The sequence below is a fragment of the Citrobacter braakii genome, assembly GCF_002075345.1.
GTDB lineage: Bacteria > Pseudomonadota > Gammaproteobacteria > Enterobacterales > Enterobacteriaceae > Citrobacter > Citrobacter braakii.
The window spans coordinates 26041-50726 of sequence record NZ_NAEW01000009.1 but is presented as its reverse complement, the minus strand read 5'-3'; the positions used below and the strand labels follow the sequence as shown (position 1 = coordinate 50726).

Sequence of the window (24686 nt, the reverse complement as noted above, 5' to 3'; positions counted from 1 at the left end):
GCATTCTCCTTATCCACCCACAGCATTACCAAAGAACAGGCCACAGTCCGGGGCAACAATCAGTTCCCTGACCGACTCCCCGACGCGCACGCGCTCGCCGCCGTGCAGACCAATATCCGGGTCCGGAATGGAGCCGGAGACGCGTGGACCAAACTGAGCGGTGAAACCAAAGGTCACGCCGCTCTGCGCATCCGCCAGGCGGTTGCGGTAAATAAAGGCGGCATGATTTCCCCAGGCGCGGACGAGAACCGGCTTCTGCCCGGGTTTTGCGATATTGACAAAAGCGGACCCCACCAGAATTTCATCCAGTTCCAGAAGCTGGCGCAGGTAGTCGAGCGGCACCAGCCCGTCATCGCCCAGCGTCCCGTTATAAGCTTTAACGACGGACTTATTCATACGCAGCGCAGTGGCTGTGGCGCGCCCCAGCACCGCCACGTTCGGGCGCATAATCAGCTTATCCAGCGCCGGAAAAATGGTTTTTATCGGTGTGCTGCTGTCTTTGTCCCACTGGTCGGCGGCGGCCAGTGATACCTGATTGGCCTGTGGGTAGCTTTTCCTGTCAAACACCAGGCGGCTGGTGCGCACCTCACGGTCAAGCAGGATAAGGTCAGTGGTGGCCTCGGTGGCCCGTCCTCTTGGATCGTAATTTTTTGGTGCGTTGCGGATATCCGCATTGGGTACCGGCGCATCAAGACCATAGTCCTTCGTGGCACTGGTCTCATCGCTGGCGCTGAATTCCACCTGGTTGGGTTGCGAGGTACGGCCAACCAGCGTCGACGGAACGGTAAAGCCTTCGCTCAGATCGTACTTCCACCACTTGAACTCCTGGTTTCCGACCGGTACGCGCGGCAGCACGCTGTCAGCAATCAGGCTGGTGTTACGGTATGCAATGGTGATCGCCGTCAGATGCGGATCAACCGGAAAAGGTGCTTTCATGGATAACTCCCGTTAGTTAGCTGCAGCAGCGGCGATCTGACCCGGTACAATCCAGACAGAGCCTGTGTCATTTTCTTCACCGTCACATTCCGCAAACCCCAGATACCAGTCTCCGGCAGCGGCTGGAACGGCACGGCCTTCCGCGTCAGCGGTCAGGGGCTGACCGGATTTCACTGTGCCGCCAAAGGTCACCAGCGCCAGTTGCCCGCGAATGACATCAACATGGTCTCCCGCGTCACTGCTGATGGCGGTGGTGACACCGATGATGAGCGATTTGCCACTGGTGGCGGTAACCACGCTTTCCGGTTCCGTTTCCGGTTGCGTATCGCGTGTCACCATACGCCGGGCAGCAATGGCATCTCCGGCAACATGGGCGGTGGTGAGTCCCGGAATATTCATTTCTGACCTCCCTTAACATGGTTAACCGCATCGGTAACGCTGATGAAGTGACCTTTCGCAGCCTGCTCTGACTGGTACGCACTGGCGGCCTGCGCCAGCGCGCCGGCGTCAGCAAATTCCACCGGGTCATTCCCGGCGGGCGATTTCTCCGCGAACTCCACCACAGCCGGTTTTGTTGAGAGAATTTCACGCAACAGCGCCTCCGGGGTATCGGTGACGGTATTGCTGCCGTCGGAGAAGGCTACCGGCTCACCGGACAGGCCGGACAGTACCTCAACCACGGCATTTTTCTGGCGCGGCAGAATACGTCCGTCACTTGCCAGTTCATCAGCGAATGCGGCAATGGCATCGCGGCGTTCCTTTTCCTCGCGCTCCCGGATGGCGTTTTCACGCGCGGCAAGGGTGGCCTCACGGTCTGCCAGCGCGGCCTCACGTTCGGCGAACTCCGCCGGTGCGTCGGTGGTGTTTTCTTTTTCCACGGTAATGTCCTCGGCATACATAACAGGGTCAGGGTTAAATTCACGTTTCATCAGTTCGGTCAGCCGGTTCAGACGGTAGTCCGGCAGAATGGCGTTGGCGCGCCCGACGCCCTCTTTTTCAATCAGGTAATCGCGCAGGCCGGAAAACAGTTCCGGTAACAAATCCGGATCAAACCATTCCATCGCGAACTCCACCGGCGCATCGTCCCCGGTGTACTCGTCGAAGTGCGCCAGCTGCACATCAGGCAGTCCTTTAACAGCGGGATGCACGGCACCGAGAAAGCCAACGTGACGGGGATAGTAGTGTCCGGGCTTCGGATTGCCCGGTGAGTTGGGCAGCCAGAACGCCAGGGAACGTTTTTTGATGGCACCGGCGTTGAACGCCTCGGCAAATCCCGGATTAACCTGTTTTGGCTCCGCCCACAGCATGCCGTCACGGACTTCAAAGCGTTTTGCCCAGCCATAGGCCGGAGCGGTCAGTTTCGGATGGCCGATAACAAAAGGCGCTTCGCACAGTGTCGAATCGTACTGGCTGGCCATATCCACGCAGTCATTCAGCGTGACGGTAATTTTGCGCCCGTCCATCGCGGTATGCGTGCCGGGAGCCAGAACCGGCAGAGTGGCGGCAGATTGGGTGGTCATAAACATGTCCTTCACAGTCGGATAGCCCGCAGTGTGAAGGAACAGGATGGAAAGCGACTATTAAAGCGCTTTAAAAACGAAAAGCATCAGACTGACGGTGGAAAGGGCGATGCACGGTAATACCCCGCCCGGAAGGCGTTTAAAAACGTTTATAAACGGCCTTTCATGATAACAGGGCAACCTTGCCCTGCCGGACGCACAGAACTGCGTCACGGGCCGGAGATTCAGTCGTCCATATCAGGGCGGTTCTGTTCGCGGTAGAGGTGGTTACGGGCAATATCCACCAGGCGGATTTTATCCGTACCGGACACACCAAGCCAGGGGCGCGCAGGCATGTGGATACTGTATGCCCCGATAGTATGCCACTCGCTGTAGTTAGCGCGTTTTTTACGGACAAAACGGTTTTTAACCCGCCCGCTGCGTAACTGCCGGTAATAAGCCTGCTGGCTGCGGGCCGCTATCTCAATGGTTCCGCCAAACTGGTGAATGGCACCATAGGGTCTGTCAGTACCAAACAACAGCTCGTTCCCCCGGATTTGCCAGCGCAGGGTATTGCGAAGCGTGCCGTCAAGCACCAGTATTTTATCCCTGTTGCGCTTTTTACGTTTCTTATACCGCCGGGAGAGTTCCTGCCACGCTTCGCCGGACGGACTCTCCTGGTCCTTAAAACGCTGGCGATGAAACTGCAGCAGCGCTTCCCCCATCTTATCCAGCATGGGCTCCGGGTGGCGCAGTTGCTGCTCCATACCCAGCAAAATGTGCATCGCATCCTGATAATCCAGGGTCAGTGTGACGCCGCTCACTGCGCACCCTCCCGGCGGTACAGTAACACCCCCTGACGAAGAGCCTGAAGCAGCGCCTCATCCGTGGACACATTTCCGGCCCAGCCGTCGCTGCCGGTCTCAAACACCACACTGAAAGGTATCGTATCCCGCGATGACTGAATTCGCGTCAGATAGCGGTAATGCACCACCGCCCGTTTCAGTGCTTCCAGATATACCACCTGCGCCCAGATTTCATCCGGGTCATGAATAGCCTGAGAAAGCCACTGCAGGCTGGTTCCGGACACGGAAAAACCACGCTCATCATCCGGATGCATGAACATCTCCCGCCCGAAGACCAGCCGGTGACCACTCATATCCTTAAAGGCCGCCGGGGTCACATCCGCCTGAAAGGTTTTCAGGAAGCTGTCAATGACGTTTCCCTGCCAGGCCTCCGGCTCAGGCTGTGGGGCGGGCAACGGTGGCTGACCGCTTTCCGGCAGGGTATCCGGCGGCGTGATGGCGTGGATACTCAGCGGATTACCGCCTCTGGGAGGTGGAACCTCACTTATCAGCAGGCTGCGCCCCGGCGTGTACTCAAACCCCGGATCAATCCCCTCCGGTACAATCACCGTGCGCGGCCCGCCCGGACTGCGCTTACCGATGATCCGCGTGACATAATTCACCGGTGGTGCGGTATCCGGCCCGCTTTTACCCAGTGCGCGTAAATCGTCTTCCGTCAGCGCTTCCACGCCACACTGACATCCCCAGGCGTTAACGGGGAAATGGGCTTCCCACCACGGGTCATCCCAGCGCAGCACCAGACCGTCCCAGTCCAGATGCAACTGCCGGGGATGCTCCACCGCGTCGCTGTGAACATAGCGCCAGTACGGGTGCGTGTCGCGGATCGCCATCAGCTGCGCGAAACGGCCTGCCATGTAGCTGGTCCGCAGGTTGGTCTCATAGATGATGCGCGAGCGCCAGTTGAAATCACCGTTAAAGCTCCAGCCGTAGCGGGCAATCAGGCCGGAAAGCTCTTTGCGAAATCCCTCCAGCGTCTGTCCCTGCGGAATACGCTCCACGGCGGCGCGGATATCGGCCAGCAGATCGTCGCGGTTGACGCCCGCGACCATAAACTGTGTGTCATGCTCCGGGCCGTAGACGTCGGTCCAGCCCTCCGTTTTCACGTTCACCTTCTGTTTCAGGAAACCAATCTGCTCCATAAAAGGCAGGGATATCCAGGATGTGTCACCGGCCATGCAGTTCCTCCATCAGTTCATACCGTCCGGCCAGTTGCGCTGCCGTCATTGCCTGCGCCATGATATCAGCATACTGGTCAAGACTCAGTTCGGGCAACAGGGCATCAATCCCGCTGCGCAGTTCATCAAGACTCTCCGCCCGGTTAACCAGATCCTGAATCTGCTGCACCCACCCGTCCATGACCGGCATCAGGGCAGTATTCAGTTGCTGCGCCTGCAGGCTGGTGACATCTGAACCGGTCCCGGTGTCGGCGAATTCCGCCACGGGCGGAGCGGGCGGCGGTGTGTCCGCTGCCGGTTTTTCCTCCCAGTCGCCGCCGTAGGTGTCTTTCACCTGAGCAAGCGTCGGGCGGTAGCCGGTGGTGTCAGCGATGGTCTGGTCACGATAAGCCAGTTCGGTCAGATCTTCCGGCTCCTCAAAGACACGGTACACCTGCGGAACCGCCGCGCCGGGAAAGTTAAACTCCGTAAACCACGTCCCCGGCCCGCGATTCCACGACTCGCAAATCACATCCGCGTCCGATTTGGCAATGGAGGTCAGTATGGCTTCCTGCAGGGACTCATCCCCGCCAATCCCCTTACTGGCCCCGCCTGAGCTGGAAATCTGTCCCACAGTAATACGACGGATGGCCTCATTCATGGCGTCATACATCGCCTGGTAGTCCGCCGCACCGGAACGCGCCGCAGACATGATCTCAAGCGAAATCCCCTCCGGCATGATAACGCCGCTGTCGGTGGCGATGGCGCGGGTCAGCGCCAGCAGGTCTCTTTTTTGCTCCTCGCTTGCCCCTTCCTGGTATTTACCGGCTACAGTCGGCATACCGAATTTGTCGAGAAAAATCAGCCAGAACTTGATGTCGTTACGCTTGAAAAAGACCGGCCAGTACAGCCAGTGCGCCAGCCCCTGCCCGTAGGGTTCGTCATCATGATCCGCGCCGGTGGCAAACGACCAGAAGTACGGCGCAGGACAGGGCTCACCCTCCATCATGTTATCCGGCGTCAGCAGGCGCAGCTCCCCTTTGGGAGTGAAGCGAAAGCGGCGGCGATCGCGCACTTTCACCTCATCGATCCACAGCAGATTATCGCGCACGCCGTAGATAATCTCGGCCACTGCATAGCCGTAAAACACGCCGTAGTGCATAAGACGGGTGATACGATCGAAGCCCAGCGACTCGATCTGCGTCTGCATGGCTTCGGCTGCCGCCACGTCTACAGGACGTTCGCCCCCGGCTTTCACACTGATTTCACGCGAAATCACCGCGTCCTGACGCTGGGTGAAGGCACTTTTCACCTCATCATCGCTGAGCACCTCGCGGTAAATCTGCAAATCCTGCGCACCCCGGCTGCGTAACACGCTGTCATCCGCCAGCGCCAGCGCGCCCACCCACGGACGGGTGATATCCCTGTCGTCACCGGAGGCGGCGATTTCGCGCCCGGTCTCAGGCCGTTTCAGCCGCTTCTTGATCCTGCTGACAAGACTCATATAAACCCTCCGAAATCGTTACGCCCGCGCACGGTACCAAACCCGGTCTGCGTGAATTCACCGCCGTTATCGCCGCCGTACCCGGACAACGCCTGGTAAACACTCCGCTCACCGGTTGACTGAAATTCGATTTCCGCCGACAGGTTCAGCGTGGCGTACCAGGCGAGGCATCCGGCAATTGCCGAGTCTCCGTGCCTGACCAGTTCCGGATCTTTCAGGTCCTTACGCTCCAGTGGCGCGACCATCGGGATACCGTTGACGTTTTCAATCATGCGCAAATCCTGGGCGATATTGTCATCGCGCGGAACCTCAATCGTCCCGTCTTCGAATGCGCCGGTGAATTTGGGCATCCACTGCCCGTACCATTTCTGGTTCAGCATCACCTCGGCGATACGCGGACGACCAAAACGATCGGCGACGTATTCAGCAAACACCATCCCCGGCCCGGTGGCGTCAATCGCACCGCCGCAGAAACGGGGAAGGTGTTTTATCAGAAAGAAGACTATCTGCTCCTGCTGTGCCGACGGGACGTTATTCAGCTCGATGGCAAACGGCACCGTGCGTTTCAGGGACGGCGTGATGGCCATCGGCCAGACCGCCGAGAAGTGACGGTGGCGGGCAAAGTCCATCCCGAAGACGTGGCGCAGTTGCGGGTCCAGCACCTCACGCATCACCGGCGCGATCGTCTGCTCAATCCAGGCGTCTCCCCAGGACAGGCGCTCATTCTCACTGAGCGAGATAAAGTCATCATCCATCGTCAGGCGCAGAACGGGGCGCTCATCGGGCATGGCCCGCTCCACCCAGACGCCGGGAATGCAGATACCGTTACCGTCACGCGGTATGGCATCCAGTTCTTCGCGCATGGCAGACTTACGCGGGCCATAGGCGTTACGGATTCTGGTGTACCAGGCTTTTTTACTTTCCGGCGTGATATCCCATCCCTTCATGGTTGCAACCCGTTCATACAGGCCGTTAGCCACTGCGTCATCAAAGGTCACGGTAAACACGACAGCATTCTCCCCGTATCGCCTGGCCTCAATATCTTTACAGAACTGATTAAAGGGATTGTTTTTGCCGTTATGAGAGCTGATAACCACCACCCGTCCACCCCAGATAATCAACGCCGCGACCGCTTCCATGACCGCCTGTACATCAGCATGGAAAGCCGCTTCATCAATGACCACCACTCCCTGCAGACCACGGATAGCGGCAGGCCTGGAGGAGAGCGCAGCCACCTGAAAACCGCTGCCGTAGCGGATACGGTAGGCATTAATCTGACGGGTGTTGCCGTTCTCATCCTGATCCTCAAACAAAAACTCCTCAATTGAGGAAATTTCCTGCGACTGCTGCTCGGCGATGACGCGGGAGAACTTCGCTGCGTAACCGATAAACTCCAGGCCTTTCTCTTTGGTGTCGCCAATGTAGTAGACGTTATCGCCACCGGCGCTTTTGCTGGCGGCGGCAATCAGTACGGAGTTCAGCCCCCAGGCGAAGGTGATACCGGTACGGCGCCCTTTAGGGACGGCGATAATATCTGCCTCCAGCGCCAGACACTCCGCCTGATGCTTCATCAGCACGCCGTCACCGAACGGGTCGAAGTTGTCGGGGATTTCGCGCACACTCGCGGGCAGTTCATCCCACTCCAGCGTACGCAGCGTGGAGGCTAAGGGTTTCATGGTCATCAGCCCACCCCCAGTACGCGACGTTTCCAGAAGTCCACGGTTTCTTTATCCATGCCCCGTTCGCGGGCGACGGCTTTGAGGTTCTCCTGCTGCTCGGCCAGTTGCTCTTCGCGGGCCTGCTTTTTGATAGCCAGTCGCTCATCAAAGCTGATTTTACGGGCCTGCAGAATGTCTTTTGCGGCACGGGCCAGATAGCGCACCGTGTCAATATCCGGCTCCTGCTCATCCTGTGCCAGCATGGCGGCATGGCTGGTCAGCGCGGTAATGGACTGTACCAGCATCTGACCGGCGCGTTCGTCGGGGTTCTCGCCCAGCTCATCGACCAGCATCCGCGCCATCTGCTGCTGTTCGCGCATCCGTCCGACCACCTCGTCAAAGGATTTTTTATAGCGGCCCAGCGTGCTGCGGGCGGGCAGTTCGGATGTCTGCGGAAACGCGGTTCGTAAATCCTCAATCAGCTCATCGAGCGTCAGGCGGTTTTCGCGCAACCGGCGCTCAATGTGGCTGCGTATCTCTTCCGGCAGCTTGTGTACCGTGGATTTCCGGCCCATATCAGCCTCCCGCGCCGGGACGTTTTACCCCCGGCACCACGGCGCGACCGGCAGCCACATCAGCACCGCGTTCGGTGAGCCAGACCACCAGAACGGATTCCAGCGCCTCAACGCGTATCAGCGACTGCTCTTCCAGCCAGCGCAGCTCCGTTTTCACCTGGTCACGGCTCAGGTTGTGGCCGTACTGCGTCAGAGCGCTGTACAGTACCGAGCTGTTGGAGCTGTATCCCGGCATCTCAGAAAGAATGCGCAGGATAACCAGCCGCCAGTCTTCACGCAGAAAATCAACAAACTTCATAACCCCTCACTTGTTCTGCAGCAGAAAATTGTTAATTGACTCAAGGCGGCGCGAGACCACATCAAACTTTTCATTCAGTCCGCTCATGTGGGCTTCGGCGCTGCTTAGTTTGCTCATCATGGCGGCGACCTGTTGCTGGGTTGGCACCTGCGCTATCTGCTCTTCCAGGCGTACAATGCGGGTGCGCAGGTCCATCAGTTCCTGCGCGCTGGCGGACTGACGGCCAATCAGCCAGGTGTAAACACCGACCACCGCCATCACCACCCACTGCAGGAAGTTCCAGTCAAAACTCAGGTCATTTATCGTCATTGGTGTAATCCCTCTGTGTAATCCAGCAGACCGTTCACCTGTTCCCGCCAGACCCGGCACTGGCGGGCATTGTCGATGACGTTAGCTAAAACGTCGGCCTGACTGACACCTGATTCGCGTAACCGGGCGACAGCGGTATCAGTTGCCCCGGCCTTTTTGCCAGCGCTGGCGGAACCGGTGGTAACGGACACGCCACCGTCACCGGGGCGGGTCCCGAAGGCGGCGTTGTACTGCTGCACGAAGCCGCGAGTAAACACGCACTCAATGGGATGATGCTTACCTTTCTCATCCACCCACTGACGGGTGACGTCCGCAATCTGTTTTTTAAGGTCAGCATTCTCACGCTCCAGTTGTTGTTTTTTTGCCTGAAAGTCTGCGTCCGCCTGGCGGGCGGCGGCGACCTGCGCGTTATAGCGGGCCACGACAGTCCGCAGCGCTTCATTCTGTTGCTCGGCGCTTTCGCGTCTGTACGTATCAAACTGTGACTGCAGTTGCGCCAGCGCCTTATCACCGTCACGCTGCGCATCGAGATGGCCGCTGTCGTATCCCTTAACCCACACCCAGCCAAGGAGTCCGGTTACAACCAGCAGCAGCAACAGGTCGCCCCACGGAATGCGTTTCAGCCATTTACCCCACACAGCTTGTTCCTCCCCATGACAGGTAACGCGGGGCAAGCGTATGCAGAATGCGCTGCGGGTAGTGGCGGTTCTCCCGCCAGTTAGCCGCGCTGCGCCCGGCATTCACAGTTTCTACCGCACCGAACCAGCGGGCATCATCCAGCCCACGCGTCCGTGCCAGCCTGCGATCGCGATTCACCCAGCCCAGACCCCCGTTGTAGGCTGACAGTGTCATCGCCATACGTTCGCAGCCGTCAGGAACGGCTACGCGCTGCCACAGCCAGCGGTCGTAACTGACCAGCGCCCGGATGGCCCAGCCGGGGTTGTACGGCTCGCGGGATGACAGCGCCGGAAAAACACCGGCAATCCAGTCAGCGGTCGATGGCATAAACTGCGCCAGTCCCTGTGCACCCACCGGCGAACGGGCAGCAGGATTCCAGCCGGACTCCTGGTGCAGTTGCGCGGCGAAGTCGGCGACCGGCGCGTTAAGCCCCCAGTCCACGCGGGAGGCGCGTATCACGTCGCTGCGGTATTTCAGGGCGGCGGTCGGCGGTCCGGCAGCGTTAGCCTGCGAGAAGAACCCGCCACACCACAGCAGCCAGGCCATAAATATCTCAGCAACCAGTTGCAGCCAGATGCTGTATCTGTCGTTATGTGGCTCACCGTGTTTTGCAAGGAAGATACCCAGCGTAAGCAATGACAGCACAACCCACGTAATTTGCGGCCAGTGAAAAATCATGGTCATAACCCCATCGCGACAGACAGACACACCGCCGCAACAATGATCGCGCGACGGATCAGGGTGGCCGCAAAGACCATATGACACCCCACCTCAACCGGGTAACGTCCCAGATTCATCAGCTGCGGAACGTGGCGCTGAAACTGCCCCGGACGGGATTTGGGGAACAGCGAGCGGTCAAGCCAGTAGCCGAGCACGGCAGCAAGAGAAATCAGTGAGAGCTTGTAAATCACCACCGGCAGTTGCTGCGGCGACACGGCGGCAATCACCAGGAACATCACGGCAGCGGCCAGCAGCCAGCCCCACAGGCGCGGGCGGGGTGTGGCGGCAACAAGACGGGAAAGGCGTTTGAGTTTTTTCATTGAATGTGTCTCCTTGAGTGATGGAGACAGCATTACAAAGCTGGCTGTAAATCGCTTTTAAAGGGCTTTAATAGTGGCAGCCGGAAAGAGTACGCAGGATGGGCGAAACACTCACCCCGGAGGACAGAACCGATGACCACCACGCTCAACCCCACCATCACCATTACCGTATCAGGCCCGACAGGTTCGGGTAAAAGCCGCGTACTGGCCCTGATTGCCGATGCGCTGAAACTCATCCACGGCGATAAAGTCATTATTGACTCGCCGGAACTGGATTCGGAAAGGCGCATGAGTAACGCAGACTACACCACCTGGCACAGCCCACGCAGCGGGACCATTTTTAAGCTGGAAGAAATTAACCTGCCGGAGAGTCGTCCGGGCCGGACGGTGCGTGATATGAGTTACCGCGAGGCACTGGCATGGTTTGCGCAGTATCAGTTTCAGGATGCGACAGGTCACTCACTGACGATGTGCGGGGACTTTCATGAGCTGCTGGATATGGCGCTGAACCATGACCAAAAACCTGACGGGAATACCACCTTCAACGTCAATGAGCCTGAATACAAAGTGAAAACGTCACCGGGTATTCCTCCCCGTATTACGCTGCGCCGGAAGTCAGTTATGGAAGGTTATCATGGTCTGGGTGAATGGGACGACACGCAGGTCTGGGTGGAACCTGGTTATAAGCCTGAATTGCGGGTATCGCTGGCATCTGCATATGCTGGTTACCTCCAAAGGGATCGGGAGGGATTCTGGGTACCGTTATTTCACCCTGATGGTTCTGCATTAGGCTGGATAAAATTCAGCGCCACAGGCCGGATACACGGACAATTCCACTTCTCAGCAACAGAATTCCGCCCGGCGACCGAACCTGCTCCCAAAATGGGCGACCTGGTACAGGAGGGCATTCACTGGCCTGTACCTGATAACAAAATTAACGTTACGAAAAAAAAGACAACAGTTGACGCAAAAGACTCAGGGGAAATCAATGAAGTCATCTCGTGCTGACCAGGAGGAATAAAATGCGACAGAAAAAACAGAGGGCTGGTGATGATCAACGATTAATCCGGCTCAGCACACCCGTCATATTTCCTTTTTCTGAGCCCTTCCGCAGCAGCATGGAAACTATCTGTGATGTGTTCTCACAAGAAAACTTCCATCAGGAAGCACGTCAGATACTCGCCTCCCGTTCTGTGGCTGTCTCCACATATGACAGCAGAGCCTCTACGGAGGAGTTCAGGGCGGAAATCATGGCGATAATCGAAGGGGCAACAAAAAGCTGACAACAGCACACCTGACGTATCAGTCACCAGCGTCAGGTGTGTGAATGGACACTATTTCACTCATTAATGTCTTATTAACCAGAATCGCCTTCACTTCTTCCTCAACAATTTTTTTGAGTTCAGGATGTTTCATTGTGTCTGCGTAATTATCAAAAATAGTCCGCGCAATATGGGCTCCAGCCTTACACCAGATTCGTTCAAGTATTTCTGGCTCATGCCCCACCAGAGCCAGGCAACCGACAAACCCCTGAAGAATTTCATTCTGTATTTTTAGTCTTATCACCTGACCCGATAACTCATTTATTTGTCTGCCATGAAGCCGAAGAGCCTCTTCGACAGTGAATTCCTGCAACCCGGACATACTTCCGCTCCTTCAATGACTATTACCAGCCGCGTTACTTAAAGCACTTTAACAGCGATACAGTTATTTTCATGAGATAAGAAGAAAAGAGCGACCTGCCGGGAGGTGCCTAAACCACCGACAGGTCATCAACCCACAGCTCTCACCTGTGAGTCAACCAGGGCTCTTCCGTTCCCGCGAGAACAGAATGAGCCTGCCATCATCAGGTGGTATTTTTCAACTATTGAAAAAGGCTTACAGTAAATGAAAGAGAATTCACTCCCGATCGTGCCGTGGATTGGTGGAAAACGCCGTCTTGCGAAGCACATCCTGCCACTGTTCCCCAAACACACCTGCTACGTGGAGCCGTTCTGCGGCGCAGCGGCGTTGTATTTTCTCAAGGAACCCAGCCGCGTTGAGGTTATCAACGACGTCAACAATGAGCTGGTGAACCTGTACCGTGTGGTCAAGCATCATCTGGAAGAGTTTGTGCGGCAGTTTAAATGGGCGCTGGTCAGTCGCCAGATATACAAGTGGCTGCAGGTAACGCCGGAAGAGACGCTGACCGATATCCAGCGTGCCGCGCGTTTCTACTACCTGCAAAAGCAGGCGTTCGGCGGCAAGGTTGCCGATCACACCTTTGGAACATCCACCACCAGCGCACCGCGATTTAACCTGCTGCGCATTGAAGAAGAACTGTCGCTGGCGCACCTGCGTCTGGCACGCACCATTATTGAGCATATGGACTGGACGCAGTGCGTTGAGCGTTATGATCGACCGCATACGCTGTTCTACTGCGACCCGCCATACTGGGGAACGGAAGGCTATGGCGTGGATTTTCCACTCGCGGAATATGAGCGCATGGCGCAGCTGGCCACCAGCATGCAGGGGAAAATGATCGTCTCGGTGAACGACATACCGGAGATGCGCGAAACCTTTGCGGGACTTGAGATGCAGTCGGTAGGTATCAAGTACAACCTGCAGACAACAGAGAAGGCAAAGCCAAAGCGGGAACTGATTATCAGGAACTTTTAAAATTCTCAGCCCGTACCCACACAGCACGGGCTAACAGAAAGCTATTCAATACACTGGTAACTAATTGAATAAATATATCTTGTACAACTAAAGCCAGAAAAATCACTGCACTTACTGAATCCAGCATCAAAAGGTTGTGCTGTTCTGTAACCCCATGACTGACAGCGTCTCGTAGCTGATGCAAGAGCTTTTTCTTTATTGATGTCAATAGAATCAAACTCTCCGTACTCTGTAGACATTACAACCGTCCCATCAGCTCGACTCCCCCCTGACGCCGAAAGGTCGGTCACAGTACTGATGCACCCTGAAAGGAAGAGCGGGGCAGAAAAAGCGAACAAAACAGAAATCACTGAAGGCGCTTTAGGGATTGCTTTCATATAAACATCTCCATTGAATGGTGGTAATTATATGAAAACCGTTACATTAACTCCTACTCAGGCTTTCGCATTCTGGCCAGAACATGAAAAACCTAATGTTTGCAGGTGAAAAAATTCAATAGCAAGGTAAGTAATTTTGTCGCAAATGAGATAGCTGTGTCATTTCTTGCTGTCATCACCTCTCTCTTTGTATTTAAAAATATTAGTTACATTGTCAGGAGGGGCTACATCCTCTGATGGGAGCCGCTCATACTTTCTTGACCGCAGGTACTCAGGTGGGCCACGAGGTAGATTGATGACATTGCAATCAACTAGCGAATTTGCTTGGTTTTGGTTGTGACAATGATTCGCCAATCTGGAGAATCGCTCTTTTATTCTCCTCACTCATACCATCGTAGGCATCTAAAAGTGCTTGCTTCTCCGGTGTTACTTGTTCCCGTTCGGGAGCTTTCCCAGCCCCCAGCAAAAGCCAACTGGGGTCGACGTTAAATTTCAAAGATAGCGCCTGTAAGAAGTTGGCATCAGGAACCCTTTCACCGCTCTCATAGCGAATCAATGTAGTCCTACCCACACCCAAGGCTTTAGCAAACTCATCTTGGGTCATTTTCCCTCGAACGACCTGCAGTCGACCAGATAACTCATTTTCAACAGGTGGAGTATTTTTCTTAACCATAAAATTCCCGAATAGATACAAAATAACTTTACTTTATTCCCGATCGGGAACATAATCACACATAATAAATGATAATCACACACCAAAGGAGTTAACCATGACCCCAGAACAGGTCAAACGTCGCTTCCGTCAGCAGGGCAAGACCGTTACCAGTTGGGCGCAAGAACATGGCTTCAACCGGAATCAGGTCTACCAGGTACTCAACGGTCAGTGCAAAGCCAATTACGGCAAAGCTTACGAGATCGCCGTTAAACTCGGCCTCAAAACCAGCAATATTGCCGCTTAATTTATTGTAACAGTCTTTCAGTAATTAGGAAGGAGGACCAAATGGCAAAACCCGCAGGCAAGTCCCCGTCAGCGGCACGAACTGCCCGGATACTGAAGGTGCTTTCCGGGAGAACCAACACCGGAATGACAGCAGGCGAAATCGCTGATGCGGCAGGTATTCCCGCCACCCGCATATCTGAGTTGCTGGATGCCCTTCAGGAAGAGGATCTGATTATTGAGGTTTACACGCCGGAAGGGAGTAATACCCAGCGCTACGCCCACTCCATGGAAATGTTGCAGATTGCCTATAAGTGCATTCGGGAAGATAAGCTCATCCAACAGCGCCTTGAGCAAAAGCAAAAAATCTTAATTGCAGGAGCAGGTAAATAATCATGGCACGTAAACCCGTTGAAAAATCTGGCATTGCCAAACTTCCTGACGCCACACCGGGCATTGACTTTGATATTCCGGTCATCCCCCAGCTATCCACTGATGAAATTCAGGCGCAGGAAGAACGTGATCTACTGAATCAGCTTTTAGGTCAAGCTCAGATGGCTGAGGCATTTGGTAAATTTTCCCAAACCGTTTGGAGTTCGAAATTAGCATACGTCAAAGAAAATAAACTCTATCAATGTCTTAAAGGAAAAACTACTCCAAACGGTTTGGAGTTAAGTGGCACATGGGTAGAGTTTTGTAACCTTCTAGGCATATCTGATGAAAAGGCCAATCAAGACATCTCCAACCTTCGCACCTTCGGCGAAGAAGCCCTTGAATCCATGTCCCGTATGGGTATCGGCTACCGCGAGCTGCGCCAGTTCCGCAAGCTGCCGGAGGATTCCAGAACCGCGCTCATTGAGGCGGCAAAGCAGGATGACAAAGAAAGCCTGCTGGATCTGGCTGAAGAACTGATCGCCCGCCAGAACGAAGAAAAAGAGAAGCTGGCGCAGAAACTCGCCGACAAAGAAGCCGACCTCGAAGCCAGTCGCCAGCGTGCCGCCGACCTCAAGGCCGCCCGCGATGAGCTGGAAGACAAGCTGCATGAAGAACGCTTCAAGCCCATCACCGACAACGAACTGGCTGAACGTACCCGCCTGGAAGCGACGTCTATCAGCAGCAAGATAGCGCGTGAACTGCTGGGCGCATTACAGGCTGCGTTTGCAGAACTGGAGAAGGATACCGCTGACCGTGGCGTTGACCACAGCAGCTTTATGGCGGGCCTCGTCTGCGAAATCCGCAGCGAACTGGATGACATTGTCACTCGCTTCGATATCCCGGACATGGTCACCGAACACACGCCGCCAGCATGGCTTAACGAAAATAATACCAACGGCAATGAAGAGGAATAATGCGATGAAAGCACAGGAAATTAAAGACATGCTCCGCACATCTGGTCAGCAGGTTAACGAATTTGCCAAAGAGAATGGTTGTCTGCCTTCACCAATTATCAAACTCCGCCGTACACCGGCACAGCAGGTGCAGCGTGATGAATTTCTGAAAGCCGCCACGCTGGCCAGAAACTGGATTAATCACATTATCCGCTTTGCCGAAAAAGACAACTGGTCTGAGGTGGAGTTTTATCTCGGCACAGGCGTGTATGACTACGAAAAAATGAAAGGTCTGCTGCCCACAGACCGCGCCGAACCACAAGGTAACTGACCATGAACGCCGCCCTGAATCAGCGCCTGATGCACTATGCAGATGCCGCCCGGCACGCCGGTCATGGGCGCAAAGAAGCGATATACAAAGCAGCCTGCGAGGAACTCCGTATGTCACGCGCTACATTACTCAAAAAGCTGAAAGCATTTCAGCCTGCCGCACAGCGCAAGCAACGCGCTGATGCGGGCTGTAGCGCCCTGACGCGTGAAGAGGCGCTGGTGATTTCAGGTGCGTGGCTGGAGTCCCGGCGCAACAATGACAAGCGCCTGTACAGCCTGGAAAGCGTGGTTAAAGCCCTGCGTGCAAACGGCATGATTATGGCAGGTCGCACTGATGAAGAGACCGGTGAATTTTTCCCGCTGTCCACCGATGCCATCAGCCGGGCGCTGCGTAGCTACCGTCTGCACTATGACCAGTTACAGCACCCGACACCATCGCTGGAACTGAAAAGCCTGCATCCTAACCATGTCTGGCAGATAGACGCGTCTATTTGCGTGCTGTACTACCTGAAAAACCCGAATAAAAAAGCGAAGGGTGATACCGGTCTGCGCGTTATGGACAGGGATACATTCTACAAAAACAAGCCCAAAAACCTTGATCGCATCGTTAACGATCGCGTGTGGTCTTTCGAACTGATAGATCACACCACCAACTGGATATACGTTGAGTACCGCTTCGGTGGCGAAAGTGCCGATAACTTCCTGAACGTCATGATTAACGCCATGCAGGAACGTGGCGGAATGGATGTACTTCACGGCATCCCTTCTATTTTATTTACCGACCCCGGCTCCGCGCTGGTATCAGCCCCGATGCTCAATATGTGCCGCGCACTCGGTATACGCTGCCTGCAGCATAAAGCCCGCAACGCCCGCGCTACGGGGGCCGTCGAAAAATCACGAGACATTATTGAGTGTGACTTTGAAGCCGGTCTGCGCTTTGTCCGAGTTGAGACCATTGAACAACTCAACCACTACGCCCGTCTTTGGCGCATGAACTACAACCTGACGCGCATTCATGGTCGGCATGAAACGAGCCGCACTGATGCATGGAATAAAATCACCGCTGAACAACTGGTGAAAGCGCCATCACCAGACATCTGCCGTGAACTGGCTATCGCCGCACCGGAAGAACGCACTATCACCAGCAAGCTACGCGTATCGTTCCGTGGTCAGGAGTTCAGTGTCGAGAATATTCCGCACGCCTGCGTTGGCGACAAGCTGCTCGTTACCCGCAATCCGTGGCACGAGAACGAAGCCCGCATCATTGTTACTGACGAAGACGGCTTTGAAAACTACATCCCGGTCTACGCCGTTGAGAAAGATCAATGGGGATATGCGGTGGACGCGCCCGTCATTGGCGAGAAATATGGCCATATGCCAGTAACCGATACCCAGATCAACCGCGCCGAAGTCGAGCATGCGCTGTATGGCACAGACAACAACGATGAAACCGACAAAGCCCGCAAGTCCGGCGCAATACCATTCGATGGTCGTTTCAATCCCTACAAAGAAATTGAAGAGGCCGAACACAGCAAGGTAGCTGTTCTGCCATTAAGAGGCCGTGAAGCCCAACCTGCGGTGCGGGTCCACCAGATTGAGATAGCACCCATGAGCCACGTCAAAGCAGCCATGGCATTACGCACAAGATTTGAGGCGCTGCGGCGCGAGTGGAATCCCACTCACTACCAGTACCTGGTGGATCATTACCCTGATGGCATCCCCGAAGAGCAGCTGGACGCCATTATGCAGGAACTGCTGGCCATGAGCGACAGCGTCGTGGTCAGCCTGGCGGCAGGCAAATAGCCTTCCTTTATATAGATGAAGAGGAGAACCCTATGACAAATCAGACCCAACCCCTCGCAATCGCCGTTAAACGCGCCGTGCGCCATGACCTGACAGTGCGCTTCCGGGAGAAGAGCTACTGCCTGCGCGGTATCCCGAACCTTGTCAGCGGCATGACCGTCACCATCACGCACTACGACTGGTATCCGTGTGACCGCCTGACAGTGAATTTCGTCAACAACGCAGGTGTATCAAGTGACTGGCTGGTCGGATGTACCGACATGGCACAGGCCGCAGCCTGAGAGGAATAAACGATGTTGCTACTGAAACAACAGCTGCAGTATCTGCCGGTGAGCATGGCGAAGATTGCCGGTGAACTGGGGATATCAAAAACCGCGCTGGCGCAGTTGGTAAACCACGGGCAGTGGCCACGTCGTGACACCGAACAACTCAGGAAGCGGATCACTGAACTGCTTGCGTCTCACAACGTGGACACCACCCACAGTTTTGATGAGGTCAGGCCGCAGGCAACAGCCATTACTCAGGTACAACAAACAACTGGAGAGGACAGCATGTTACTCAAAAAACAGTCATTAAGCCAGAAGGCGAAAAAGGCGTTTAAGTTATTCACTAACCCGTTCGACGACACCGCCATTCAAAGCGCGGCGGACATGTTCACCACGTCCGATATCCGCTATGTGCGCGAGGTGATGTTCCAGACGGCGGTTCACGGTGGCATGCTGGCGCTGTGGGGCGAGTCCGGTTCCGGTAAATCCACCCTGCGCCGCGACCTGATTGACCGTCTGCACCGCGAAAGCGCTGGCACTGTGGTCGTCGAACCCTACGTTCTGGCGATGGAAGACAACGATCGCACCGGCAAAACCCTGAAATCTGCCAGCATCGCCGAGGCTATTCTGCGTGCGGTAGCACCAGGCGAACGCCCGAAACAGTCACCGGAAGCCCGGTTCGCGCAGGTGCATCAGGCCCTGAAAGCCAGCGCCGAAAGTTCCCAGTGCGGCCACGTGCTGATTATTGAAGAAGCCCACTCGCTACCGGTTCCCACACTGAAACACCTCAAGCGCTTTCTGGAGCTGGAGCACGGCTTTAAACGCCTGCTTTCCATCATCCTGATAGGCCAGCAGGAGCTGCGTGACAAACTCAGCGAGCGCAACGCCTCGGTACGTGAAGTGGTTCAGCGCTGCGAGATGGTCAGACTTGAGCCACTGGGCGATGACCTTGAAGCCTTCCTGGCATTTAAGTTCGATCGCACAGGCCGCAAGGTCAGCGAGTTCATTGACGAGTCAGGCATTCAGGCCATCCGCGACAAAATGACCGTTAAGGCAGGCAGGAACCCCGATACAGGGGCAGACGTTTTTGCCAGCAACCTTTACCCGCTTGCCATTGGCAACCTGATGGTTGCAGCCATTAACGAAGCTGCAGCTATTGGCGTGCCGGTGGTTAACGGCGACGTAATAAAAAACATCAACCCACACATCCGTTAAGGAGGAATATATGTCAGATGTAAAACGCTATGAAATCATCTGGGATGCGCACGAGGACGCGCCGGTATTAACCGTGGAGATCGACCATTCCATTTGCACCGATGTGTCACTGCACCAGATTAATAACTTCTTTATTAACGCAGAAGACCGTTATCTGGACAGTGACTGTGACATTACCGTCACGGTATTAAAAATGCTGGCCGTGTTTTGTTTTACCGAACAGACATACCAGGGCTGGAACGTTGAAGGGCTTATTGATCTGTTTAAGGATGGCAATGTGGAAGGCTGGCCGCCAATGAACGGCAGCGAAGGCATTAAGATTCTGGCCTGTGATGTTCCGGGAGTGCATTACGACGATATGGAAGTTGAAGAGGTATCGTGATGCGCAGCCGCTTAATTATTAACTGCGATAACAAACGTATTCAGGAACAAATGGCTCAGGTGGGTACGGCTATCGCACAGCTTACCGCGATGGATTTTTCGGTGGAGCGCGTGGAAATCGACGGTTATCAGCGCCCCGGCATCCGGGTTAACTATGACAACCGCTGCCGTCAGGCGCAGGAACGAGGTAAGGCCGTTCGCTATGGCACCGGCAATGATGACCGGGGTAATTATGAATGGTGGCAGATTCAGGTGAATAACTGCCGCGTAACGTGGGAGGTACGGTAATGAGTAATACAGTCAGTGTAGTTATTACAGCAAGGGCCGATGTCGAATTCAGGAAAACAGTACAGATGGAAAAGGCGGATTACGATAAATACCTGCAGATTTGCGCAGAATGGTCGTCTGCCCGTGAAGTTGAAGAGCAGATAAAAGAAATCGCCCTTAAATATGACTTTGTCGTTTTCGATGACGATATTGAGGATATTAGCGAACCCGAAGATATAGAGTTTGAATTAGTTAAATAACCCACTTAAAAGGTAATTAAAAATGGCGAAATCAAAATCGCGGCTTAAAGCTGCGGCGGCATCCTACACGCCGCAATCCAAAGAACAGGCCAGCGTTGATATTAAAAAAATTGGCGATATTCAGCGGGAATTAACCCGCATTGAAGCCGACGCCAATGACCAGATAGCGGTCATCATGAACCAGAACACCCCGAAGATTGAGGCACTGCGGGCTGAACTCGACGTGCTGCAGAAAGGTGTTCAGACATGGTGCGAAGCCAATCGCGCAGACATCACCAAAGACGGTAAGACCAAGACCGCCAACCTGATTACCGGTGAAGTGTCATGGCGAACAAAACCGGAATCCGTCTCTATTAAGGGCGCGGAGCTGGTACTGGAGACCCTGAAAAAATTAAAGCTCGACCGTTTTATCCGTCGCAAGGAGGAAGTTAATAAAGACGCCATTCTGGCCGACAAGAAAGCCGTCGAGAATATAAAAGGTATTTCTATTGTGTCGGGGAAAGAGGTGTTTTCCATTACGCCATTTGAACAGGAAATTGAGAAATGAAATTCGACATCATTTTGCATCTGCGTAAAAAGGCGGAGAAAGATATTAACCGCGCCATGCGGGCTGCTGAGTCCGGCAACGACCTGGAGGCGGCAAAGTTATTCGTGCGTGCAGGCGGAACACTGATAACACTGGGGCGCGGACTGGAGGTAGAAATCAATGGCGACAAAACAGAAATACACTAATCGCGCGAAAGCAACTATCTGGAATAAAAGCATGCGCATGGATACGGAAGGTTCAATACCGGGTGTGACTACCATGTTGTTCGAGATGATTAACACCACGGAGGATAAGGAATCGACGCTGGCGCAAATGCAGCGACGCCTTGATGAATGCAAAGAACGGGAGGCTGCTAATGCTGACGTGCAAGCACTGCAGGAAGGAGACTGAATATCTCGAGCACGTTCAGGCCAACATCATGCAGTCTCCTGTTGATGACGCCTGGGTGGTTGATTTGATTCTGGCCTGCCCGCACTGTGGGCAGCAATTAAACCTGTTTCCTGCAGTGATGGACTTTGAACTACTGGAGACACCGGATGAAAACGATGATTAATTTCTCGCGAATTAAAGCTCGTCTGCGCTTCGAATTGCAGGCATTCAAAAAAGCCATTCATGACGTGCTGCCTGAGATGGTCAAGCTATCAGGTAATTGCCTCATCTTTTTCTGGTACGCCTTTTTTATCGGGACAGGATTAACGATGGGCTTTTTCTTCGCCGTTCATTTAATGCAGAGGTAATTATGCCAACACTTGAAGGTTGTGTAACCGATACATCAAATAGCGTCAAACTCACCGATAAAGAAGGACTGGAAAAAACCATTCAGGACATGCTGAAGGGGTTTAATTACCACACCAGCAGCATGATGACTGTTATTGGTAAAACAAAAAAACAGGTAATTACGTTGACCATACATAGCCGGAATAACTATGAAAATGAGTTCAACGAAGATTTTGACTGTATCGAGGGTAAAGATATTTGCCTGTCTGTAGATGGTTCTGACGCACCACCCTTAGAATGAGGAGGCATTATGATCTATATAAGCAAAACCGACGTTACTGTATCCATGCCGAAATATCTTCATCGCGATACAAAAAAACTGGTAATGGATACCGCCGATGCCATGGCGGAAAAACTGTACAAGGCACAGGAGAAATACGGCTATACCAACGGCTGGCGCGTACCTGCTGAGGGTGAAGAAACTGGCGATGGTCGCAACTTCTGGACACGCGAGGAATGCCTGCAGGCGTTATTCCACCACCTGGAAAAAGGCGACCCCATCGACTGCATTAATTATCTGGCATTTATGCAGGCGAACGGCTGGCGTACAGAATTACCAGCAAAGGGAAGCGACAATGAAAGATGATAAAGAAAAGGCCATCCGACGCCTTAAAAAGCTGATGGCGCTGACCAGTTCATCTAATGCCAATGAAGCTTCTGCTGCGCTGGCCCGCGCGCAGAAGCTGGCTGACGCTCACGGTATTACTCAGGATGATATTGAGATTCTCGATATCAATGAATCCATCTGCGATTACTGGCCCGTTGGGGCCAGCAATCCCCCGCGCTATATGGCGTACCTGCTGCAGGTTATTAAAGATGCATTTGGGGTGGACTGTATTCTGCTGGGTGGTTGCGGCGTCAGCTTTTACGGCTTATATAACCGCCCGGAACTGGCGGCATATACCTTTGAAGTATTAGGCCGTCAGTTAATTAAAGCCCGCAAAGACTTTATTAAAACCCAGAATAAACGCATCAAAAACAGCACCAAAACCGCACGCGGTGACAAATTCGCCGAGGGCTGGATCATTGCGGTGCTTAATAAAATTGAGAAGCTGGCCAGAACTGCTCATGAGGTGGAACTGGCCGAACGCTGGCTGGAGAAGAAATACACCCGTACCGTTACGCGCAATGCCCGCGAGTCGGGCAAAACCCGCGATAACGACAACGCCCGGAATAGCGGCTATCTCGAAGGCAGGCAGGCCAGCCTTCACCATCCGGTAAACGGTCAGGAACAGAAACGCATCAGTCATTCGGAGGTTTCCGGTGCTTAATAAAATTACTTCTCTCATTAACCGATACGGCCCCGCCACCTGCCAGACGCTGGCCGACCGGCTGGGCTACACTCCCGTCGACGTCATCCCGGTACTGCGTCGCGGCGTGGAACTGCAGATACTTGATGATGTTAACGGCTTTTACCGTATTTACCAGGCGAAAAACACGCCCCGGCGTCAGAGTCACGCATGGGTTGAGGGAAAGATACTCCCCCATGAAGTCGTCATACTGGTTCAGGCTGAATGGGATACCAGTTGCCTGACGGTCGTCGCCGAACTGGATAAAACCAGCCAGAAAAAAGGTCATTCCCCCTTTGTCATAGCCACCCTGAATACCGGCCAGCGAACCTTCACCAGCAGCAGTACCGGCGACTTTATTACCGATCATGTGGTGCGCTACATGCCGCTGGATACGCATATCGTGAGGTCACTATGAGTTTTTATCTGACTTTAGGCTGGACATGGGTGTGGATGGGATATACCACCGTTCAAATCCATCACCACACCGGTAGTCTGGCTCGTTACCGGCATTCTGTTCTCCGCTGGGGCGCAGCCTGGTTATTTCTTTTCCTGTTATGGCCACTGGCACTTTCTCTTTACGAAGAGCGTCTGGCGCAGTGGAGCAAATGGAGGCCCTATGGAAAGAGGTAAGCTTATCCAGCTCATTCATATAGCCAAAAATAAACTTGGCATCGATACCGACACCTATCGTCAGATGCTGTTATCAATCACCGGAATTACGTCCACCAGCGGCATGAACCCCGGCCAGCTTAATAAGGTACTGGCCGCAATGAAGGCCAAAGGTTTTAAAGTAAAACCCTCCCGCAAGGCGCGCACAACACGCCCACTGGCGGATCACCCACAGGCCAGGAAACTGCGCGCCTTATGGTTGGAAATGTACGCACAGGGCATCGTGCGCGACAGTTCGGAAGAGGCGCTGCGGCGATGGGTTAAACGGGAAACTAAAGTCGACGGCCTGCAGTGGCTGGAGCCTGAGATGGCCAGCTCGGCTATTGAGAAACTCAAGAACTGGCAGAAAGACCGCCTGAAAAAAGCGGCGAGGAGCACATGATGGGCGCAACCACACAAAAAGAGTTGATGGACGGTCTCATGGAGGCCGTTATCACCATATTAACCGAACGTCAGGGAATTCCTGTGATGACAGCGTGCCGCGTGGCCAACACCTTTGCAGATCGCATGTCTCATGTCTGGGCTAACAGCGTTATCCGTATTCCAAAAGGGATTGCATACAATACACTGAAACGTAATAAGGCACTGTTTGATAATTTCGACGGCAATAACCACGCCTGGCTTGGTCGTAAATACGGTATTTCGATCCAACGGGTCTATACCATCGTCAAGGAAATGCGTCAGGCATATATTGAAAGCCTGCAGGTTGATATGTTCGACGATAAATCAGCCGTCAGTCATCAGGATGTCAGCGACTTTATTGAGGCTGACCTGCTGGTTCTGGCTGATATTATGGATCACTGCGCAGTCTGTATTCGTGAGCAACTGACGGTTGACGAAGCGCAGGCAAAAACGCTGGGTGAGGAAGTGGCCAACTACATGTCGAACCACTGGCACGGTCAGTTTGCCTATGTGAAATCAGGGAAACAGGAATCTGACGACGATCAGGGCGATCTGTTCAGTCCGGTATGACGGTTTTAAAACGTATTAAACGGCTTTTATTGCTTCTGGCGGCAATATGAAAGCACGGTGGATTTTACAGCGTGCTTTTGCTTTTTCCGG

The 24686-nt window shown here is 54.2% G+C and carries 40 protein-coding genes; 24 read left to right on the top strand and 16 right to left on the bottom strand.

The window, feature by feature from the left end:
- Nucleotides 1–9: 9 nt before the first annotated feature.
- The 13 genes from BZK42_RS18590 to BZK42_RS18530 form a co-directional block, all read right to left on the bottom strand.
- Nucleotides 10–936, bottom strand: coding sequence for a major capsid protein (locus BZK42_RS18590; protein ID WP_080859750.1), 927 nt, complete (start codon nt 934–936; stop codon nt 10–12).
- Between the two features lie 12 nt (nt 937–948).
- A complete protein-coding gene (locus BZK42_RS18585) occupies nt 949–1335 on the bottom strand; it encodes a capsid cement protein (protein WP_080859748.1) in 387 nt (128 codons plus the stop codon).
- Nucleotides 1332–2456, bottom strand: a complete 1125-nt coding sequence (locus BZK42_RS18580) for a hypothetical protein (RefSeq protein ID WP_080859746.1) — start codon at nt 2454–2456, stop codon at nt 1332–1334. The genes BZK42_RS18585 and BZK42_RS18580 overlap by 4 nt, the downstream gene beginning before the upstream one ends.
- A gap of 224 nt (nt 2457–2680) precedes the next feature.
- Entirely contained in the window at nt 2681–3259 is a 579-nt protein-coding gene (locus BZK42_RS18575; RefSeq protein ID WP_080859745.1) for a phage virion morphogenesis protein, read from the bottom strand.
- Nucleotides 3256–4476, bottom strand: coding sequence for a PBECR2 nuclease fold domain-containing protein (locus tag BZK42_RS18570; RefSeq protein ID WP_080859743.1), 1221 nt, complete (start codon nt 4474–4476; stop codon nt 3256–3258). Before BZK42_RS18570 ends, BZK42_RS18575 begins: the two co-directional genes overlap by 4 nt.
- Nucleotides 4466–5959, bottom strand: coding sequence for a DUF935 domain-containing protein (locus BZK42_RS18565; RefSeq protein WP_080859741.1), 1494 nt, complete (start codon nt 5957–5959; stop codon nt 4466–4468). The genes BZK42_RS18570 and BZK42_RS18565 overlap by 11 nt, the downstream gene beginning before the upstream one ends.
- A complete protein-coding gene (locus BZK42_RS18560) occupies nt 5956–7641 on the bottom strand; it encodes a hypothetical protein (RefSeq protein ID WP_080859739.1) in 1686 nt (561 codons plus the stop codon). The genes BZK42_RS18565 and BZK42_RS18560 overlap by 4 nt, the downstream gene beginning before the upstream one ends.
- Nucleotides 7641–8192, bottom strand: a complete 552-nt coding sequence (locus BZK42_RS18555) for a phage protein Gp27 family protein (RefSeq protein ID WP_080859737.1) — start codon at nt 8190–8192, stop codon at nt 7641–7643. Before BZK42_RS18555 ends, BZK42_RS18560 begins: the two co-directional genes overlap by 1 nt.
- 1 nt (nt 8193) lies before the next feature.
- Nucleotides 8194–8490, bottom strand: coding sequence for a VpaChn25_0724 family phage protein (locus BZK42_RS18550; RefSeq protein ID WP_080859735.1), 297 nt, complete (start codon nt 8488–8490; stop codon nt 8194–8196).
- A gap of 6 nt (nt 8491–8496) precedes the next feature.
- A complete protein-coding gene (locus BZK42_RS18545) occupies nt 8497–8799 on the bottom strand; it encodes a DUF2730 family protein (RefSeq protein WP_143329709.1) in 303 nt (100 codons plus the stop codon).
- Nucleotides 8796–9437 (bottom strand): hypothetical protein, encoded by a 642-nt coding sequence (locus BZK42_RS18540; RefSeq protein ID WP_080859732.1) that lies wholly within the window; start codon nt 9435–9437, stop codon nt 8796–8798. The genes BZK42_RS18545 and BZK42_RS18540 overlap by 4 nt, the downstream gene beginning before the upstream one ends.
- Nucleotides 9427–10155 carry a transglycosylase SLT domain-containing protein gene (locus BZK42_RS18535; protein ID WP_080859729.1) on the bottom strand — a complete coding sequence of 243 codons (729 nt, stop codon included), beginning with the start codon at nt 10153–10155 and terminating at the stop codon, nt 9427–9429. The genes BZK42_RS18540 and BZK42_RS18535 overlap by 11 nt, the downstream gene beginning before the upstream one ends.
- 2 nt (nt 10156–10157) lie before the next feature.
- Nucleotides 10158–10517 carry a putative holin gene (locus BZK42_RS18530; protein ID WP_080859727.1) on the bottom strand — a complete coding sequence of 120 codons (360 nt, stop codon included), beginning with the start codon at nt 10515–10517 and terminating at the stop codon, nt 10158–10160.
- A gap of 132 nt (nt 10518–10649) precedes the next feature.
- On the opposite strand from BZK42_RS18530, the gene BZK42_RS18525 reads away from it, so the two are divergent.
- On the top strand, nt 10650–11525 hold the full coding sequence (locus BZK42_RS18525) for a nucleoside/nucleotide kinase family protein (protein ID WP_080859725.1): 876 nt from the start codon (nt 10650–10652) through the stop codon (nt 11523–11525).
- 14 nt (nt 11526–11539) lie between these two features.
- Complete coding sequence (locus BZK42_RS18520) at nt 11540–11800, top strand: hypothetical protein (protein ID WP_080859723.1); 261 nt, start codon at nt 11540–11542, stop codon at nt 11798–11800.
- A 19-nt stretch (nt 11801–11819) separates the two neighbouring features.
- On the opposite strand, the gene BZK42_RS18515 is transcribed toward BZK42_RS18520, so the two are convergent.
- Nucleotides 11820–12161 (bottom strand): hypothetical protein, encoded by a 342-nt coding sequence (locus BZK42_RS18515; protein WP_080859722.1) that lies wholly within the window; start codon nt 12159–12161, stop codon nt 11820–11822.
- Nucleotides 12162–12404: 243 nt separating this feature from the next.
- Between BZK42_RS18515 and BZK42_RS18510 the strand changes: the two genes are divergently transcribed.
- Entirely contained in the window at nt 12405–13175 is a 771-nt protein-coding gene (locus tag BZK42_RS18510) for a DNA adenine methylase (RefSeq protein WP_080859720.1), read from the top strand.
- Between the two features lie 41 nt (nt 13176–13216).
- On the opposite strand, the gene yecR is transcribed toward BZK42_RS18510, so the two are convergent.
- Both yecR and BZK42_RS18500 read right to left on the bottom strand, forming a co-directional pair.
- Nucleotides 13217–13552: a YecR family lipoprotein gene (gene yecR / locus BZK42_RS29710; RefSeq protein WP_080859718.1), complete on the bottom strand. Its 336-nt coding sequence runs from the start codon at nt 13550–13552 to the stop codon at nt 13217–13219.
- Between the two features lie 307 nt (nt 13553–13859).
- Entirely contained in the window at nt 13860–14225 is a 366-nt protein-coding gene (locus tag BZK42_RS18500) for a helix-turn-helix domain-containing protein (RefSeq protein WP_080859716.1), read from the bottom strand.
- A 97-nt stretch (nt 14226–14322) separates the two neighbouring features.
- On the opposite strand from BZK42_RS18500, the gene BZK42_RS18495 reads away from it, so the two are divergent.
- The 21 genes from BZK42_RS18495 to BZK42_RS18405 all read left to right on the top strand — a co-directional run bounded on the left by BZK42_RS18495 (nt 14323) and on the right by BZK42_RS18405 (nt 24596).
- Nucleotides 14323–14511, top strand: coding sequence for a DNA-binding protein (locus BZK42_RS18495; protein WP_079791690.1), 189 nt, complete (start codon nt 14323–14325; stop codon nt 14509–14511).
- A 41-nt stretch (nt 14512–14552) separates the two neighbouring features.
- Complete coding sequence (locus BZK42_RS18490) at nt 14553–14882, top strand: helix-turn-helix domain-containing protein (RefSeq protein ID WP_080859715.1); 330 nt, start codon at nt 14553–14555, stop codon at nt 14880–14882.
- A 2-nt stretch (nt 14883–14884) separates the two neighbouring features.
- Entirely contained in the window at nt 14885–15838 is a 954-nt protein-coding gene (locus tag BZK42_RS18485) for a hypothetical protein (RefSeq protein ID WP_080859712.1), read from the top strand.
- A gap of 4 nt (nt 15839–15842) precedes the next feature.
- Nucleotides 15843–16148 (top strand): hypothetical protein, encoded by a 306-nt coding sequence (locus BZK42_RS18480; RefSeq protein ID WP_080859711.1) that lies wholly within the window; start codon nt 15843–15845, stop codon nt 16146–16148.
- Nucleotides 16149–16150: 2 nt separating this feature from the next.
- Complete coding sequence (locus tag BZK42_RS18475) at nt 16151–17950, top strand: DDE-type integrase/transposase/recombinase (protein WP_080859709.1); 1800 nt, start codon at nt 16151–16153, stop codon at nt 17948–17950.
- Between the two features lie 32 nt (nt 17951–17982).
- Nucleotides 17983–18231 carry a hypothetical protein gene (locus BZK42_RS18470; protein WP_080859707.1) on the top strand — a complete coding sequence of 83 codons (249 nt, stop codon included), beginning with the start codon at nt 17983–17985 and terminating at the stop codon, nt 18229–18231.
- 12 nt (nt 18232–18243) lie between these two features.
- Entirely contained in the window at nt 18244–19431 is a 1188-nt protein-coding gene (locus BZK42_RS18465; protein WP_080859705.1) for an ExeA family protein, read from the top strand.
- A 10-nt stretch (nt 19432–19441) separates the two neighbouring features.
- Nucleotides 19442–19813, top strand: a complete 372-nt coding sequence (locus BZK42_RS18460) for a DUF2528 family protein (protein WP_080859703.1) — start codon at nt 19442–19444, stop codon at nt 19811–19813.
- Complete coding sequence (locus BZK42_RS18455) at nt 19813–20100, top strand: hypothetical protein (RefSeq protein ID WP_080859702.1); 288 nt, start codon at nt 19813–19815, stop codon at nt 20098–20100. Before BZK42_RS18460 ends, BZK42_RS18455 begins: the two co-directional genes overlap by 1 nt.
- Nucleotides 20100–20339, top strand: coding sequence for a hypothetical protein (locus BZK42_RS18450; RefSeq protein ID WP_080859700.1), 240 nt, complete (start codon nt 20100–20102; stop codon nt 20337–20339). Before BZK42_RS18455 ends, BZK42_RS18450 begins: the two co-directional genes overlap by 1 nt.
- A gap of 22 nt (nt 20340–20361) precedes the next feature.
- Complete coding sequence (locus tag BZK42_RS18445; RefSeq protein ID WP_080859699.1) at nt 20362–20886, top strand: host-nuclease inhibitor Gam family protein; 525 nt, start codon at nt 20362–20364, stop codon at nt 20884–20886.
- Nucleotides 20883–21071 (top strand): hypothetical protein, encoded by a 189-nt coding sequence (locus BZK42_RS18440; RefSeq protein ID WP_080859697.1) that lies wholly within the window; start codon nt 20883–20885, stop codon nt 21069–21071. Before BZK42_RS18445 ends, BZK42_RS18440 begins: the two co-directional genes overlap by 4 nt.
- Before the next feature lie 31 nt (nt 21072–21102).
- On the top strand, nt 21103–21276 hold the full coding sequence (locus BZK42_RS28385) for a hypothetical protein (protein ID WP_158083367.1): 174 nt from the start codon (nt 21103–21105) through the stop codon (nt 21274–21276).
- Entirely contained in the window at nt 21242–21439 is a 198-nt protein-coding gene (locus tag BZK42_RS28380) for a hypothetical protein (protein ID WP_169922381.1), read from the top strand. The genes BZK42_RS28385 and BZK42_RS28380 overlap by 35 nt, the downstream gene beginning before the upstream one ends.
- Entirely contained in the window at nt 21423–21623 is a 201-nt protein-coding gene (locus tag BZK42_RS18435; RefSeq protein WP_080859695.1) for a hypothetical protein, read from the top strand. Before BZK42_RS28380 ends, BZK42_RS18435 begins: the two co-directional genes overlap by 17 nt.
- 2 nt (nt 21624–21625) lie before the next feature.
- Complete coding sequence (locus BZK42_RS18430; protein WP_080859693.1) at nt 21626–21904, top strand: hypothetical protein; 279 nt, start codon at nt 21626–21628, stop codon at nt 21902–21904.
- Nucleotides 21905–21913: 9 nt separating this feature from the next.
- On the top strand, nt 21914–22249 hold the full coding sequence (locus BZK42_RS18425; RefSeq protein WP_080859691.1) for a hypothetical protein: 336 nt from the start codon (nt 21914–21916) through the stop codon (nt 22247–22249).
- The gene (locus BZK42_RS18420; protein ID WP_080859689.1) at nt 22239–22934 is read left to right on the top strand and encodes a DUF2786 domain-containing protein; all 696 of its coding nucleotides are present in this window, start codon (nt 22239–22241) and stop codon (nt 22932–22934) included. The genes BZK42_RS18425 and BZK42_RS18420 overlap by 11 nt, the downstream gene beginning before the upstream one ends.
- Nucleotides 22927–23370: a hypothetical protein gene (locus BZK42_RS18415; protein ID WP_080859687.1), complete on the top strand. Its 444-nt coding sequence runs from the start codon at nt 22927–22929 to the stop codon at nt 23368–23370. The genes BZK42_RS18420 and BZK42_RS18415 overlap by 8 nt, the downstream gene beginning before the upstream one ends.
- Before the next feature lie 201 nt (nt 23371–23571).
- A complete protein-coding gene (locus tag BZK42_RS18410; RefSeq protein ID WP_080859685.1) occupies nt 23572–24006 on the top strand; it encodes a gp16 family protein in 435 nt (144 codons plus the stop codon).
- On the top strand, nt 24003–24596 hold the full coding sequence (locus BZK42_RS18405) for a Mor transcription activator family protein (protein ID WP_080859683.1): 594 nt from the start codon (nt 24003–24005) through the stop codon (nt 24594–24596). Before BZK42_RS18410 ends, BZK42_RS18405 begins: the two co-directional genes overlap by 4 nt.
- Nucleotides 24597–24686: the final 90 nt, after the last annotated feature.